Raw genomic sequence first — 14,954 nt, forward strand, 5'->3', positions numbered from 1 at the left:
AACTCAGCCGGACCTGGTGTCCGGGCCAGACCTTGGAGGCGATGCCGATGTTTTCCAACACCTTTCCCGACAAGGCGAAGATGGCGGAACTCGTCGCCACCCAGCTGCTGGAGATCAAGGCGGTGCATTTCAATGCCACCGAGCCCTACAAGCTGGCATCCGGGATGATGAGCCCGGTCTATATCGATTGCCGCAAGCTGATTTCCTACCCGCGCATCCGCTCGGCGGTGATGGATTTTGCCGCCGCCACGATCCTGTCGGAAGCCGGGTTCGAGCAGTTCGACTGTGTTGCCGGTGGCGAAACGGCCGGCATTCCTTTTGCCGCGTTTCTGGCCGAGCGTCTCGGCCTGCCGATGATCTACGTCCGCAAGAAGCCGAAAGGCCATGGCCGCAATGCCCAGATCGAGGGCGAGTTGCCGGAAGGCTCGCGGGTGCTGGTGATCGAGGACCTGACCACCGCCGGCGGATCCATGTTCGCCTTCATCGATGCCATCCGGCAAGCCGGATGCACCGTCGATCACGGCATTGCGCTGTTCTATTACGGCATCTTCACTGAAGCCGAGCAGCGCTTTGCCAACGGCCACGTGACCCTGCATTATCTCGCCACCTGGCGTGATGTGCTGGCAGCGGCCACGAAACAACAGGCTTTCGATCCGGCGACGCTGGCTTCGGTGGAAGCCTTTCTCGACGCGCCACTGGAATGGTCGGCCAAACATGGCGGCGTTTCGGAGCTGCCCGGTCGGTAAAGCCTGATCGTGGTAACAACAGGCCGGGTCCGCCGGTCAGGGGAGGAATACGATGATCATATGTTGTGGTGAGGCCCTGATCGACATGTTGCCGCGGACAACGACGGACGGCGAAGACGCGTTTGCGCCCTATGCCGGCGGCGCTGTCTTCAATACGGCGCTGGCGCTTGGCCGCCTCGGACTGGACACGAGCTTCTTCACCGGTCTCTCGAGCGACATGTTCGGCGATATCCTGCGGGAAGCGCTGACCGCCAGCGGTGTCGATCACAGCCCCTGCGCGACCCTTGATCTCAACACAACTCTGGCCTTCGTCCGGCTTGTAAACGGTCAGGCGAGCTACGCCTTCTTCGATGAAAACACCGCCGGCCGGATGATCACCGAGGCGCACCTGCCGGATCTAGGCGACGATGTCGATGCCCTGCATTTCGGCGCCATCAGCCTGATCCCCGAGCCCTGCGGCTCCACCTATGAGAGCCTGATGCGGCGCGAGCATGGCGCGCGGGTGATCTCGCTCGATCCCAATATCCGCCCCGGTTTCATCCCCGATACCGCAAAACACCGCGCCCGCATCGATCGGATGATCGCCATGAGCGACATCGTCAAGATGTCCGATGAGGATCTCGAATGGTTCGGGCAGCCGGACATGGAAACCGCGGCCCGTGCCTGGTTGGCTGAGGGCCCGAGCCTGGTGGTCTTCACCCGCGGCCCGGATGGCGCGATCGGGTTCACTGCCGATCACACCGTCGAGGTTAGTGGCGTTCAGGTTACGGTCGCCGACACGGTGGGGGCCGGCGACACGTTCAATGCCGGCATGCTGGCATCGCTCAAGCGCGACAATCTTCTGACCAAGCAGGCGATGAAATCCCTGTCGGCGGAGGCTGTCAGCAATGCGCTCGGTCTTGGTGCGAAGGCGGCTGCCGTCACCGTGTCGCGGGCCGGCGCCAATCCGCCCTGGGCCAGCGAAATCGGCTTCTGATCGGTGCCTTCAGGTTTCGCCGCGCATCTTGCGGATTGTTTCGGCCAGCTTCAGCGTTGAGCTGTCATGACCGTCGCCTGTGCTTTCGCCCTTGACCACAGGCAACAAACCCGTCGCCAGTTCCTTGCCCAGCTCCACGCCCCACTGGTCGAAGGCGTTGATGCCGAAGATCTGCGCCTCGACAAACACCCGGTGCTCGTAAAGCGCGATCAGACGCCCGAGCGCAAACGGTGTCAGTTTGTCATAGACGAAGGTGATCGTAGGCCGGTTGCCCGGAAATGTCTTATGCGGCGCCAGCCGGTCGGCTTCCGCCTCTGAAGCCCCGGAGGACAGCAGTTGCGCTCGCGCCTCCTCGGTGGACCGGCCACGCATGAGCGCTTCCGATTGCGCCAGGCAGTTGGCGATCAGCAACTGGTGCTGGTGCTGAAGATGTGGCTCATGCCCATTTGCCGCAATCATGAACTCGACCGGGATCACATCCGTGCCCTGGTGCAGAAGCTGGAAGAACGCATGCTGCCCATTGGTGCCTGGCTCGCCCCAGACCGTTGGCCCCGATGCGGTGGTCAGTGGCTGGCCATCCAGCCCGACGGACTTGCCGTTTGATTCCATGTCGAGCTGCTGCAGATAGGCAGGGAACCGAGACAGCCGCTGATCGTAGGGGATGATTGCCCGGCTCGGATAGCCGCACACCAGACGATGCCAGATGCCGATCAGGCCCAGCAGCATCGGCAGGTTTTCCCCTACGGGGGCATCCTGGAAATGTTCATCCATGGCCCGTGCGCCGGCGAGGAAATCCGAAAAATTCTGTCGCCCGATTGCAATCATAAGCGGCAGACCGATTGCCGACCAGAGCGAGTAGCGCCCGCCGACCCAGTCCCAGAACCCGAAAACGCGATCCTCTTTGAGGCCGAATTCCTCCACCTTGTCGAGCGCCGTGGAGAGCGCTGCAAAATGTTGCGCCACGGCGGCTTTGCCCAGCTTCGAAACGATGAAGTCCCGCGCGGTTGCCGCGTTGGTCATGGTCTCGATGGTGGTGAAGGTTTTGGAGGCGACAATGATGAGCGTCGTTTCTGGATCGAGGTCCTCAAGCGTATCGGCGATGTGTGCGCCGTCGACATTGGAGACAAAATGCAGCCGCGGGCCGTCATGGTAGGGGGCCAGCGCCAGCGTCGCCATCACTGGACCCAGATCAGAGCCGCCGATGCCGATATTGATCACATCGGTGAAGGCCTTGCCGGTCGCACCGCGTATAGAGCCGTCGCGCAAGCCATCCGAAAAAGCGCCCATGGCGTCGAGCACAGCATGAACCTGCGGCACCACATTCTCGCCATCGACGCGGATATCTGCGTCCGGTGCAGCGCGCAAGGCCGTGTGCAGCACCGCCCGGCTTTCAGTGGCGTTGATCGCGTCTCCGGCAAACATCCGGTCACGCTGGGTTTCGACGCCAACGGATTCTGCCAGTTCCCCGAGCAGCGTCAGCGTCTCGTAATTGACGGCGCATTTGGAAAAATCCATCCGCAGATCACCCAGCCCGACGGTGAAACGGCTGGCGCGGTCCGGCTTGGCTGCAAACGCTGCCCGAAGATCGCTGACAGCGCCGCTGTCCCTGTGAGATTTGAGATCTGACAAAGCTTGGGGGATGGTCTTCGACAATGCATGAACCTCCGTAGTTCAGTTACCCACCTATGCAGAGAGGCCCGCGGGAAATCAAGTTTTCCGCGGGCCTCTCGGGTTCGTTTTGGCTCTGCAGCGTCTACAGTGCTACGCATCCAACCGGATGCGTAAAGGTCGCTGTAGCGCCTTGAGTTGATGCATGTACGTTATCGTTCAAACAAATTCATTTGAACGCGACATGTATCAGTCGCGCAACTCGCGACGCAGGATCTTGCCGACGTTGGTCTTCGGCAATTCGTCCTTGAACACGACGATCTTGGGACGCTTGTAGTTGGTCAGCCCAGTGGCGCAGTGCGCCTTGACATCGGCCTCGGTGAGGTTCGGGTCCTTGCGCACGACAAACAACTTTACCGCCTCGCCGGAATGTTCGTCCGGAACAGCGACTGCTGCCGCTTCGACAATTTCGGGATGCGAGACCGCAAACTCCTCGATCTCGTTCGGGTAGACATTGAAGCCGGACACAAGGATCATGTCCTTCTTGCGGTCGACGATCTTGGTATAGCCAGCCTCGTCCATCATGCCCATGTCACCGGAGCGGAAATAGCCGTCCTCGGTCATCACCTTGTTGGTTTCGTCGGGCCGGTTCCAGTACCCGGCCATCACCTGCGGGCCCTTGATGCAGATCTCGCCGACCTCGCCGAGCGTAAGCGAATTGCCATCCTCGTCGCGAATGTCGATAGAGGTCGACGGCAGCGGCAGGCCGATGGTGCCGGAAAAATCATCGGCATCGAACCGGTTTGCCGTCGCCACCGGTGAAGTTTCCGACAGGCCATAGCCTTCCGAGATCACGCAGCCGGTCAGGTCCCTCCAGCGATCCGCCACCGGGCGCTGCACCGCCATGCCTCCGCCCAGCGACAACAGCAGCGGTTTGAAATTCAGCTTCTGGAAATCGTCATTGTTGAGCAGCGCGTTGAACAGCGTGTTCAGACCGGGGAAGACGTGGAATTCGTACTTGCCCAGTTCCTTGACGAATCCGGGAATGTCGCGCGGATTGGGAATCAGCAAGTTGTGTGCACCCTGTGACATCCCCATCAGCGCATTCACCGTCAGCGCGAAGATGTGGTAGAGCGGCAGCGCGCAGACATAGAGCAGAACCTCGGGCCTCTGTTTCTTGATGAAGGCGGCGGGAAGCCACAAATCATTCTGCGCAACGTTCGAAAGCACGTTGGCATTTGTCAGCGTCGCACCCTTCGATACACCGGTGGTGCCTCCGGTATATTGCAGGAAGGCCACGTCCTCGGGTTTGCTGTTGCCGGGCTTCATGGTCTTCGACTGACCGGCTGCCAGTGCCGACTTGAAGCTGACATGGCCGGGCAGCGACCAGGCCGGAACCATCTTCTTGATCTTGCGGACAACGAAATTGACCAGATGGCCCTTCAGTCCCATGAGATCACCCATCGACGCCACGCAGACATGCTTGACGTCGGTTTTCGCCAAAACCTGCTGCAGGGTGACAGCAAAATTCTCAAGAATGATGATGGCCTTGGCGCCCGAATCCTTGAGCTGATGCTCCAGTTCGCGCGGCGTGTAGAGCGGGTTGACGTTGACCACGGTGTAGCCGGCGCGCAGCACGGCAGCCATTGCCACCGGCATCTGCAGGATGTTGGGCATCATCACCGCAACCCGGTCGCCTTTTTGCAGGCCCAGCGACTGCAGCCAGGCGCCAATGGCAGCCGACTTGTGCTCAATTTCCGAATAGGTCAGCGTCTTGCCCATGCAGGTATAGGCCGGACGATCGGCAAAACGCTTGAAGGAATCCTCCAGCAGCGCGGCAACCGAGGCATACGCCAGTGGCCCTATTTCCGCATCCGTTCCCGGCGGATAGGATTTCAGCCAAATTCGGTCTGTGGCAGCAGTCGTGTTCATAATGTCTCACTCCCTTTCTTGTCCGGATACGGGCGCATGCCTTAGTCAGGTCGCTTCCCGTTTCCCTCTCCCCGGTTTCAACAAGATTTAAAGCGCCTCGAGTTGGGTTGCAATGCCTTCCCTTGACGTAAGCGTAAGTAATTGTGCATTTCCTTGCGTCTCCGTCAGGATAGCTGCCGGAGATTGCCTGTCCCATGTCAGGAGCGGACTCCCTCGATGCCCCTTCCAACGATAGCTTCGTCAATGTCGCCGATCGCACCCTTGTCCTTTCCGGTATAGGGCAGCTTCTGCAAGACGGTCCGGATGACGTTGATCCGGGCGCGCCGCTTGTCATTGGCCCGCACCACCGTCCATGGAGCATGCTCGGTATCTGTCACCTGCAGCATAAGGTCGCGTGCCTGGGTATACTCATCCCACTTGGTCAGACTTGCAATGTCCATTGGTGACAGCTTCCAAGCTTTGAGTTTGTTGTGACGGCGGTCGTGGAACCGCTTGAGCTGCATTTCTCGGCCGATATTGAGCCAGAACTTGAACAGGTAAATGCCGGCCTTCACCGGCATGCGTTCGAAATGCGGTGTCTCTTCGAGGAAATGGGCATGCTGTTCCGGGGTGCAGAACCCCATCACCGGCTCGACACCGGCCCGGTTGTACCAAGAGCGGTCGAACATCACGAACTCGCCAGAGGTCGGGAAATGGTCCACGTAGCGCTGGTAGTACCATTGTCCGCGCTCGGTCTCGGTCGGTTTCGGCAGCGCCACGATGCGGGCCGAGCGCGGATTCATGTAGGCTCGCGTCGCGCCGATGGCCCCGCCCTTGCCAGCCGCGTCGCGACCCTCGAACACCGAGATGACCCGGTTGCCGGTCTCCCCGAGCCAGGTCTGCACCTTGACCAGTTCTATCTGCAGCGCTTCGAGCGTGTCTTCATATTCGTCGCGCTTCAGCTTTTTCCTGTAAGGATAGCCATCCGAGGAGAAATCGTTGTCCTTCACCCAGTCGGGCAGTTTCGGATCGTCGATGTCGAAGACCCGAAGCTTGCCGTTGATCTCAAGCTCTACAGCTCGGCTGGTATTATCAGTGTCCATCATTTTTCCTCTGGATACTGGCCTCGTACCGGAAAATACCCGCCGGCCGGAGTGGTTCAACCGGGATGGGTCATGTCCTCCGGACGGACAATACGGTCGTAATCCCCGGCTGTCACGAGGCCTGTCTTCAGCGCCTCCTCGCGCAACGTCGTGCCGTTGACATGTGCCTCCTTGGCAATTTTTGCCGCGTTGTCGTAGCCGATGGTCGGCGCAAGCGCTGTCACAAGCATCAGCGAGCGGTCGAGAGCGCCCTTGATATTGTCCTCGCGTGCCTCGATGCCGGAGACGCAATTGTCGGTGAACGAGACTGACGCATCGGCCAGCAGCTGCACCGATTGCAGGAAATTGTAGGCCATCACCGGATTGTAGACATTGAGCTCGAAGTGGCCTTGGCTACCGGCGAAACCCAGCGCGGCATTGTTGCCGAACACCTGCACGCAAACTTGCGTCATCGCCTCGCACTGGGTCGGATTGACCTTGCCCGGCATGATCGACGAGCCCGGTTCATTTTCCGGCAGAGCCAGTTCGCCGAGGCCGGACCGCGGGCCGGAGCCTAGAAAGCGGATGTCGTTGGCGATCTTGAACAGCGCTGCCGCGGCTGCATTAATGGCCCCGTGCGAAAACACCATTGCGTCGTGCGCAGCCAGCGCTTCAAACTTGTTGGGTGCAGTGACAAACGGCAATTCGGTGATGCCGGCGACACGCTCGGCCACCTTCTCCGCAAAACCCACCGGCGCGTTCAGCCCGGTGCCGACTGCCGTGCCGCCTTGCGCCAGCTCATACAGCCCCGGCAAGGTCGATTCGATCCGATTGATCGAAGATGCCACCTGCGCCGCGTAACCACCGAATTCCTGGCCGAGCGTCAGCGGCGTGGCGTCCTGGGTATGGGTTCGCCCGATCTTGATGATGTGAGCAAAGGATTTGGCCTTGCTGTCGAGCGCTGCGTGCAGATGCTTCAACGCCGGCAGCAGGCTGCGCACGATCTGCTCGGCACAGGCAATGTGCATTGCCGTAGGGTACGTGTCGTTCGAAGACTGGCTCATGTTGACATGGTCATTGGGGTGAACCGGCTTCTTCGATCCCATCTCCCCGCCCAACATTTCGATGGCGCGGTTGGAAATCACCTCATTGGCATTCATGTTCGACTGGGTACCCGAGCCGGTCTGCCAGACCACCAGCGGGAAATGCGCATCAAGCTTGCCGTCAATCACTTCCTGCGCGGCGGCCACGATGGCAGCTCCGATCTGCGGATCAAGCCGTTCGAGTTCCATGTTGGTTTCGGCCGCAGCGCGCTTGACGATCCCGAGCGCCCGCACGATCGACAGCGGCTGCTTCTCCCAGCCGATCTTGAAGTTTCCCAGCGAGCGCTGGGCCTGCGCCCCCCAATATTTGTCGGAAGCCACGTCAATCGGGCCAAAGCTGTCGGATTCTGTACGGATCTCGGACATGAGGGTCACCTTCTTGTGCGTTCGAATGCGTCTTGGACCGGGTGGCTTGCCTGTGGAATGGCCACGCCGTCATTGTGATTTCAAGTTGTAGAGGTAAACAAGTAGCACGAACCTCAATGCTGCAATGCCGGAGTGGGCAAATACATGGTCGACACACCCCAGGATACGCCCAATGACGAGCCCCCCGGAGCAGGGCTGGCCGCGCGGCTCAGACCCCATACCGGCGCGCTCTCTGTCGGAGCCGTCGTCGCGCTGCTCGCGATGCCCGCGGGCCTGCAACCCTGGCAGACCCTGCTGGGGTACGGGTTTTTCACCGCAGGCCTGCTGTTCTGGCCGTCCGGCAGGGTAGGGCCGCGCGCCAAAGCCGAGGGCAGGGCGGCAAAAATCTCACCGCGTGACTTTTCGGTGATCGAGGCGCTCGACATGCCCACGGTCGTCTTTGACCAGGACACCCAGGTGGTGAGCCAGAATGCCGCCGCCCGGGCACTTGTCGGCGCCTATCCCGAACGCGCATCGCTTTCGGCGCGGATCAGGTCGCCGGTCATCCTCGATCTTGTGGCGCGTGTCCTGGCCAGCGGTCTCACTGAAAGCGTGGAGTATACAGAGCGGGTTCCCTCGGAGAGATGGCATGAGGTTCGGGTAGCCCTGATCGCAAACGGTTCTTCTCCTGAGAGCCGGCTTTTCGTCCTGACATTCAGAGACCTGACCGAGGCCAGGCGCATGGACCGGATGCGCACCGATTTTGTCGCCAATGCCAGCCATGAGCTCAGAACGCCGCTCGCCTCTCTGATGGGGTTCATCGAGACCATGCAGGGCCCGGCGCGCAATGACGTGGCCGCTCAGACCCGGTTTTTTGGCATCATGCTGGAACAGGCACAGCGCATGGCGCGTCTGATCGATGACCTGTTGTCGCTCTCGCGCCTTGAAATGCGGGCCCATGTCGCGCCCGACGGCGAGGTGGATCTTGGCGGCACGGTTGCCCACGTGGTCGACACGATAAAGCCAATGGCGGATGATCTCGATGTCACCGTGGAACTGGACCTGCCGCGAGACCCGATCACGGTCACGGGCGATGTCGATGAACTCATCCAGGTGTTTTCGAACCTGATCGAGAACGCATGCAAATATGGCCAGACCGGCAAGCGCGTAAAGATCATCGTTGCCAGCACCGATGAGGCCGGCCCCCATGTGACAATCCAGGATTTCGGACCGGGCATCGCCAAGGAGCACGTCCCGCGCCTGACCGAACGGTTCTACCGCGTCGATGTCGAGACCAGCCGGGCCAAGAAGGGCACCGGGCTGGGCCTGGCGATCGTCAAGCACATCCTCGCCCGGCACCGCGCCCGGCTGGTTGTCCGCTCGACTTTGGGCGAAGGATCGTCCTTCACTGTCAAATTCAGCCGCAATGATCCCGCCAAGTTGCCGTCGCCTTCGGAGTTATACAAGTAAAAACAACAGCATGATGTGTCATAAAACAGTGACGTAATTGTCATAAAACGGAATCTCGAAGGGCCTAGAAAAGGCCAGCCTCAGATGGCTGACGAGCGGTTCTTTAACAGCGCCGCGCCACCTTTACCCACGACGGGAGATTCTCATGAACGCACTCAAATTCGCCGCTGCCGCACTCGTGGCCTCAACGGCCTTCGCCGGCACCGCAATTGCCCGTGACCAGATCCAGATCGCCGGTTCCTCCACCGTTCTGCCTTATGCTTCGATCGTTGCCGAAGCTTTCGGTGAAAACTTCAGCTTCCCCACACCGGTCGTCGAATCCGGTGGATCGGGTGCTGGCCGCAAGAAGCTCTGCGAGGGCGTTGGCGAGAACACCATCGACATTGCCAACTCGTCCTCCCGCATCAAGCAGTCCGATATCGATCTTTGCGCGTCCAACGGCGTGACCGAGATCCAGGAGGTCCGCATCGGTTATGACGGCATCGTCTTTGCCTCTGACATCAACGGCGAAACCTTCGCCTTCACCCCAGCCGACTGGTACAATGCGCTGGCCGCCAAGGTCATGAAGGACGGTGCATTGGTCGACAACACGGCCAGGACCTGGGCCGACGTCAATCCGGACCTGCCTGATCAGGATATCCTCGCCTTCATCCCCGGTACCAAGCACGGCACCCGCGAAGTCTTCGATGAAAAGGTACTGGAAGCCGGTTGCGAAGCCACCGGTGCCGAGGAAGCCTTCAAGGCTGCCGGCGACGAGAAGGCGGAGGGCTGTATTGCGCTTCGCACCGACGGTGCATCGGTCGACATTGATGGCGACTACACCGAAACCCTCGCCCGCATCGACGCCAACAAGAACGCGATCGGCGTCTTCGGTCTGTCCTTCTACGAGAACAACACCGACAAGCTGCAGGTTGCCACCATGTCCGGCGTCAACCCGTCGACCGAATCCATCGCCTCCGGCGAGTACCCGATTTCGCGTCCGCTCTACTTCTACGTCAAGAACGCACATCTGGGTGTGATCCCCGGTCTGCAGGAATACATCGAGTTCTTCGTTTCCGATGAAATCGCAGGTCCTGACGGCCCGCTGGCTGCTTACGGCCTGGTTTCCGATCCCGAACTCGCCAAGACCCAGGAAAAGGTTGCCAACCGCACACCGATGGCTCCGCTGAACTGATCGGTTCGTTGATCAAGGGGTGGCGCGCAAGCGCCGCCCTTCCTCGCGAAACAGGGCGAATGTGACATGACTCCCAGTGCCATCATACTCATCGTGCTCGGGCTGGCAGCTATCGGCTACGTTCTAGGCCGGCAGCGCGCACTGAAAACGGCACAGCGTGAGGGAGTGAAACTCCATTCCCTTTCCGGATATCACGGTCAGTCGGTTGCCCTTTTCATCGCGGTTCCGGCACTGTTCCTGTTGGCAGCCTGGCTTTTCCTGCAGCCCGTGCTGATCGAGAGCAGCGTCAGCGGCAGGATCCCGCAGAGCGCGATTCCCGAAGGCGGCGCCAGGAGCCTGGTCATGTTCGATGTCCGGCGGATTGCCGAAGGGCTGAACCAGATTGTCGCCGGCGGCGACGTCTCCGAAAATGATCTTGCTGATATGCGGGCGGATGTCACCGACGTGCGCGCGCGCCTAGCCGAGGTCGGCGTTGCGCTCGGGTCCGATGTCTCGCCGATCGTCCTCCAGACGGCAAAAGAATACCGCGCCACCGATCTCACCGCATCCTTTGTTCGCAACATTGCCGTGCTCGTGGTTGCACTCGGCTTCGGGGCCTGGGCTCTGGCGCGCATCCGGCCCGGCCTTCGTGCCCGCAACATCAGCGAGACCTTCATCAAGGCCTTGTTGATGGGATCCTCGCTGGTGGCCATTCTGACCACGGTTGGCATAGTCGGATCCCTGCTCTTCGAATCGATCTCCTTTTTCAATATGTATCCGGCCAAGGAGTTCTTTCTCTCGACCACCTGGAACCCGCAATTCCGCGGCGGGTCTGAACTGGGCATTCTGCCGCTACTTTGGGGAACGCTCTATGTGTCATTCGTGGCCCTTGCATTGGCCGTACCGCTGGGCCTGATGATCGCGATCTACCTCGCCGAATATGCGGGCAGCAGGCTGCGCAGTTATGCCAAGCCCGCCATCGAGGTTCTGGCCGGTATCCCGACCATCGTCTACGGCCTCTTCGCGCTGATCACGGTAGGCCCGTTCCTGCGCGACTGGATCGCCCAGCCGCTCGGCTTGGGCAGTTCTTCGTCGTCGGTCATGACAGCGGGTCTGGTCATGGGCATCATGCTGATCCCGTTCATTTCGTCCCTGTCGGACGATATCATCAATTCCGTACCGCAGGCGATGCGCGATGGCTCCTACGGACTTGGTGCGACCAAGTCGGAAACCATCAAGCAGGTGATCCTGCCGGCGGCTCTGCCGGGAATTGTCGGTGCCTTCCTGCTCGCTGCCAGCCGCGCCATTGGCGAAACCATGATTGTGGTCATGGGCGCCGGCGCCTCCGCGCAGCTTGATCTGAACCCGTTCGAAGCCATGACCACCATAACGGTCAAGATCGTCAGCCAGCTGACCGGGGACACTGAATTTGCAAGCCCCGAAACCCTGGTGGCCTTTGCCCTCGGCCTGACACTGTTTGTTTTCACCCTCGGCCTGAACATTCTGGCGCTGTACATCGTGCGCAAATATCGGGAGCAGTACGAATGACCGACACCTCCGCCGATACCGTTGCGGCAGCCGGCCGCCCGAAGGCCAGGTCGCTGTACCAGGTCAGCGCCCGCACCCGCAAACGCCATGCATCCGAAACCCGCTTCCGGATGATGGGCCTGGCCGCCGTCATCTTCAGCATCATCGCACTGCTTGGCTTGATGACATCGATCCTGTCCAACGGCCTGTCTTCGTTCAAGCAGACCTATGTGACGATGGAGGTGTTTCTCGACCCGGCAAAGCTCGACAAGAAGGGCAACCGCAGCCCCGAGGATCTGGCCAAAATCACCACCTTCACCATACAGCCGCTGATCCAGACGGCGCTGGCAGAGACGATGGAAGCGCGCGGGATCGCGGTCGAAGGTGTCAATGCGAAGACCGCCGTGGAGCTCATCTCCAAGGAAGCCCCGGCTCAGCTGCGCCACTTCGTTCTTGCCAATCCGGAGCTGATTGGCCAGTCCGTGCGCTTCGAGCTGCTGGCTTCCGGCCGCATCGACGGCTACTACAAGGGGCGCGTGACGATGGAATCTGCGGCACTCGACCGCAATATCTCGCCCGAGCAGCTGACGCTGGCCGATGAGTTGAAAGCAGCTGGCCTGCTGGAATCCCGGTTCAACTGGTCGTTCTTCACCGCCCCTGATGCATCCGACACCCGTCCTGAAGCCGCGGGCCTTGGAGTCGCCATTCTTGGCTCGGCCTACATGATGCTGATCGTGCTGGCGCTGGCGTTACCGATCGGTGTTGCCGCTTCGATCTATCTCGAGGAGTTCGCGCCGCAAAACCGGTGGACCGACCTGATCGAGGTCAACATCGCCAACCTGGCCGCCGTACCCTCGATCGTGTTCGGCATCCTTGGCCTGGCCATCTTCATCAATTTTGTCGGCCTGCCGCAGTCGGCGCCCATCGTTGGCGGTCTGGTGCTTACGCTGATGACGTTGCCCACCATCATCATCGCCACCCGTGCGGCACTGAAAGCGGTCCCGCCCTCGATCAAGGATGCGGCGCTGGGTATTGGCGCCTCGAAGATGCAGGCGATCTTTCACCATGTCCTGCCGCTCGCGGCACCGGGCATTCTGACTGGCACGATTATCGGGCTGGCCCAGGCCCTGGGCGAAACCGCGCCGCTGCTACTGATCGGAATGGTGGCCTTCGTGCGCGAGTATCCCGGCGCACCGCCAGAAGGCTTTTTCGACCCTGCCTCGGCTTTGCCGGTTCAGGTTTACAACTGGACGCAGCGCGGTGACCCGGCGTTCTTCGAGCGGGCTTCCGGAGCGATCATCGTGCTCCTGGTCTTCCTCGTGATCATGAACACCGTCGCCATTTTGCTGCGCCGCCGCTTTGAACGCCGCTGGTAGGACCCCGTGCCGCCTTTGAAACCACCAAGCCCTGAGTATACTGAAACTGTTGAAGGGAAGACGGAGATGAACATCATGACGGAAGCGGCTACTGAAATGGCTGTCGACACCGCGATCAAGGAGTCCGCGATCAAGATGCGCGGCACCGATGTCAGCGTCTTCTACGGCGAGAAGCAGGCGCTTTTCGATGTTAATCTGGATGTGGCCAGGAACAGCGTCACCGCTCTGATCGGACCGTCGGGCTGTGGCAAGTCGACCTTCCTGCGCTGCCTCAATCGTATGAACGACACCATCGATATCTGCAGGGTGACGGGGGAGATCACGCTGGAAGGCGAGAACATTTACGATCCCAAGATCGATGTCGTGGAGCTGCGCGCGCGAGTCGGCATGGTGTTCCAGAAGCCCAACCCGTTCCCCAAATCGATCTACGAGAACGTCGCCTATGGTCCGCGCATTCATGGCTTGACCAATTCCAGGGCAGAGCTCGACGAAATCGTCGAGTCGAGCCTTCGCAAGGCCGCGATCTGGGAAGAGGTCAAGGATCGTCTGCATGAGCCGGGAACCGGGCTTTCCGGGGGGCAGCAGCAGAGGCTTTGCATCGCCCGCGCCATCGCGGTGAGCCCCGAGGTCATTCTCATGGATGAACCCTGTTCGGCGCTTGATCCGATCGCCACGGCCAAGGTTGAGGAACTGATCGACGAATTGCGGGGCAATTTTACCATCGTGATCGTCACGCACTCGATGCAGCAGGCAGCACGCGTGTCGCAGCGCACGGCGATGTTTCACCTGGGCAAGCTGGTCGAGGAGGGTGTTACCGACAAGATGTTCACCAATCCCGAGACCAAGCTGACCCAGGACTACATCACCGGCCGCTTTGGTTGATCCGACCGATTTATGCATCAAGATTACAGGATAGGAAGATCAGACCATGCCCGAAGCCCATATCGTCAGCTCCTATGATGATGAACTCCGTTTCCTCGTGCGTCGCCTGTCCGAAATGGGTGGGATCGCCGAGCGGATGGTTGCCGATGCTGTAGCAGCCCTTGTCAATGCCGACACCGCATCTGCACAGCGGGTGATTTCCGAGGACCTGCTGCTCGATGCCGGCGAACGCGAGATCTACGACAAGGCGGTTCTGGTGATTGCCAAGCGCCAGCCGATGGCGTCCGACCTGCGCGAGATCATCGGCTCCATCCGCATCGCCTCCGACCTGGAGCGTGTTGGCGACCTGGGCAAGAACATTGCCAAGAGGGTGATTGCTGTTCACACCATGGCCCAGCCGCGCAAGCTCGTGCGCGGTCTCGAACACCTTGCCGAACTGGCACTGACCCAGCTCAAGGAAGTGCTCGATGCGTTTGCCACGCGCTCACCGGCAATGGCCAACTCGATCCGCGAGCGCGATGAGGAGATCGACGCGATTTACACCTCGCTGTTCCGCGAGTTGCTGACCTACATGATGGAAGACCCGCGCAACATCACCGCCTGCACCCATCTCCTGTTCTGTGCCAAGAACATCGAGCGCATCGGCGACCACGCCACCAACATCGCCGAGACGGTTTACTACGTCGCCACAGGTGAGCAGCTGTCGGCGGATCGCCCCAAGGACGATGACACCGCCAGCATGGTTGCGCCCGAGCCGGGTTCAGACTGACGGCAG

12 protein-coding genes are annotated in these 14,954 nt (G+C 60.5%); 8 read left to right on the plus strand and 4 right to left on the minus strand.

Features of this window, described 5'->3' with window-relative positions:
• Window positions 1–47: 47 nt before the first annotated feature.
• Window positions 48–746, plus strand: a complete 699-nt coding sequence (locus tag CRO46_RS14695) for an orotate phosphoribosyltransferase (protein WP_097108699.1) — start codon at window positions 48–50, stop codon at window positions 744–746.
• A gap of 52 nt (window positions 747–798) precedes the next feature.
• The gene (locus CRO46_RS14700) at window positions 799–1,722 is read left to right on the plus strand and encodes a carbohydrate kinase family protein (RefSeq protein ID WP_097108534.1); all 924 of its coding nucleotides are present in this window, start codon (window positions 799–801) and stop codon (window positions 1,720–1,722) included.
• 9 nt (window positions 1,723–1,731) lie between these two features.
• On the opposite strand, the gene pgi is transcribed toward CRO46_RS14700, so the two are convergent.
• The 4 genes from pgi to fumC all read right to left on the minus strand — a co-directional run bounded on the left by pgi (window position 1,732) and on the right by fumC (window position 7,792).
• Window positions 1,732–3,363: a glucose-6-phosphate isomerase gene (pgi, locus tag CRO46_RS14705; RefSeq protein WP_097108700.1), complete on the minus strand. Its 1,632-nt coding sequence runs from the start codon at window positions 3,361–3,363 to the stop codon at window positions 1,732–1,734.
• Between the two features lie 216 nt (window positions 3,364–3,579).
• Complete coding sequence (locus tag CRO46_RS14710) at window positions 3,580–5,262, minus strand: long-chain fatty acid--CoA ligase (protein ID WP_097108535.1); 1,683 nt, start codon at window positions 5,260–5,262, stop codon at window positions 3,580–3,582.
• A gap of 197 nt (window positions 5,263–5,459) precedes the next feature.
• Window positions 5,460–6,344, minus strand: coding sequence for a polyphosphate kinase 2 (gene ppk2, locus CRO46_RS14715; protein ID WP_097108536.1), 885 nt, complete (start codon window positions 6,342–6,344; stop codon window positions 5,460–5,462).
• Window positions 6,345–6,400: 56 nt separating this feature from the next.
• On the minus strand, window positions 6,401–7,792 hold the full coding sequence (gene fumC, locus CRO46_RS14720) for a class II fumarate hydratase (protein ID WP_097108537.1): 1,392 nt from the start codon (window positions 7,790–7,792) through the stop codon (window positions 6,401–6,403).
• Window positions 7,793–7,936: 144 nt separating this feature from the next.
• Here fumC and CRO46_RS14725 point away from each other — a divergent pair, with 144 nt between their 5' ends.
• The 6 genes from CRO46_RS14725 to phoU all read left to right on the plus strand — a co-directional run bounded on the left by CRO46_RS14725 (window position 7,937) and on the right by phoU (window position 14,948).
• Window positions 7,937–9,241 (plus strand): ATP-binding protein, encoded by a 1,305-nt coding sequence (locus tag CRO46_RS14725; protein ID WP_097108538.1) that lies wholly within the window; start codon window positions 7,937–7,939, stop codon window positions 9,239–9,241.
• 145 nt (window positions 9,242–9,386) lie between these two features.
• Window positions 9,387–10,415, plus strand: coding sequence for a substrate-binding domain-containing protein (locus tag CRO46_RS14730; protein WP_097108539.1), 1,029 nt, complete (start codon window positions 9,387–9,389; stop codon window positions 10,413–10,415).
• Between the two features lie 66 nt (window positions 10,416–10,481).
• Window positions 10,482–11,942 (plus strand): phosphate ABC transporter permease subunit PstC, encoded by a 1,461-nt coding sequence (pstC, locus tag CRO46_RS14735; protein ID WP_097108540.1) that lies wholly within the window; start codon window positions 10,482–10,484, stop codon window positions 11,940–11,942.
• Entirely contained in the window at window positions 11,939–13,297 is a 1,359-nt protein-coding gene (gene pstA / locus CRO46_RS14740; protein WP_097108541.1) for a phosphate ABC transporter permease PstA, read from the plus strand. Before pstC ends, pstA begins: the two co-directional genes overlap by 4 nt.
• A 66-nt stretch (window positions 13,298–13,363) precedes the next feature.
• Window positions 13,364–14,179, plus strand: coding sequence for a phosphate ABC transporter ATP-binding protein PstB (gene pstB, locus CRO46_RS14745; RefSeq protein WP_097108542.1), 816 nt, complete (start codon window positions 13,364–13,366; stop codon window positions 14,177–14,179).
• Between the two features lie 46 nt (window positions 14,180–14,225).
• Window positions 14,226–14,948 carry a phosphate signaling complex protein PhoU gene (gene phoU / locus CRO46_RS14750; protein ID WP_097108543.1) on the plus strand — a complete coding sequence of 241 codons (723 nt, stop codon included), beginning with the start codon at window positions 14,226–14,228 and terminating at the stop codon, window positions 14,946–14,948.
• Window positions 14,949–14,954 lie beyond the last annotated feature (6 nt).

Source organism: Parahoeflea halophila (assembly GCF_900220985.1).
Taxonomy (GTDB): domain Bacteria; phylum Pseudomonadota; class Alphaproteobacteria; order Rhizobiales; family Rhizobiaceae; genus Hoeflea; species Hoeflea halophila.

Excerpts from the sequence above, each read along its gene's own strand:
- CRO46_RS14695 (WP_097108699.1), top strand. The coding sequence starts at position 48 with ATGTTTTCCAACACCTTTCCCGACAAGGCGAAGATGGCGGAACTCGTC.
- CRO46_RS14700 (WP_097108534.1), top strand. The coding sequence starts at position 799 with ATGATCATATGTTGTGGTGAGGCCCTGATCGACATGTTGCCGCGGACA.
- CRO46_RS14710 (WP_097108535.1), bottom strand. The coding sequence starts at position 5,262 with ATGAACACGACTGCTGCCACAGACCGAATTTGGCTGAAATCCTATCCG.
- ppk2 (WP_097108536.1), bottom strand. The coding sequence starts at position 6,344 with ATGGACACTGATAATACCAGCCGAGCTGTAGAGCTTGAGATCAACGGC.
- fumC (WP_097108537.1), bottom strand. The coding sequence starts at position 7,792 with ATGTCCGAGATCCGTACAGAATCCGACAGCTTTGGCCCGATTGACGTG.
- CRO46_RS14725 (WP_097108538.1), top strand. The coding sequence starts at position 7,937 with ATGGTCGACACACCCCAGGATACGCCCAATGACGAGCCCCCCGGAGCA.
- CRO46_RS14730 (WP_097108539.1), top strand. The coding sequence starts at position 9,387 with ATGAACGCACTCAAATTCGCCGCTGCCGCACTCGTGGCCTCAACGGCC.
- pstC (WP_097108540.1), top strand. The coding sequence starts at position 10,482 with ATGACTCCCAGTGCCATCATACTCATCGTGCTCGGGCTGGCAGCTATC.
- pstA (WP_097108541.1), top strand. The coding sequence starts at position 11,939 with ATGACCGACACCTCCGCCGATACCGTTGCGGCAGCCGGCCGCCCGAAG.
- pstB (WP_097108542.1), top strand. The coding sequence starts at position 13,364 with ATGAACATCATGACGGAAGCGGCTACTGAAATGGCTGTCGACACCGCG.
- phoU (WP_097108543.1), top strand. The coding sequence starts at position 14,226 with ATGCCCGAAGCCCATATCGTCAGCTCCTATGATGATGAACTCCGTTTC.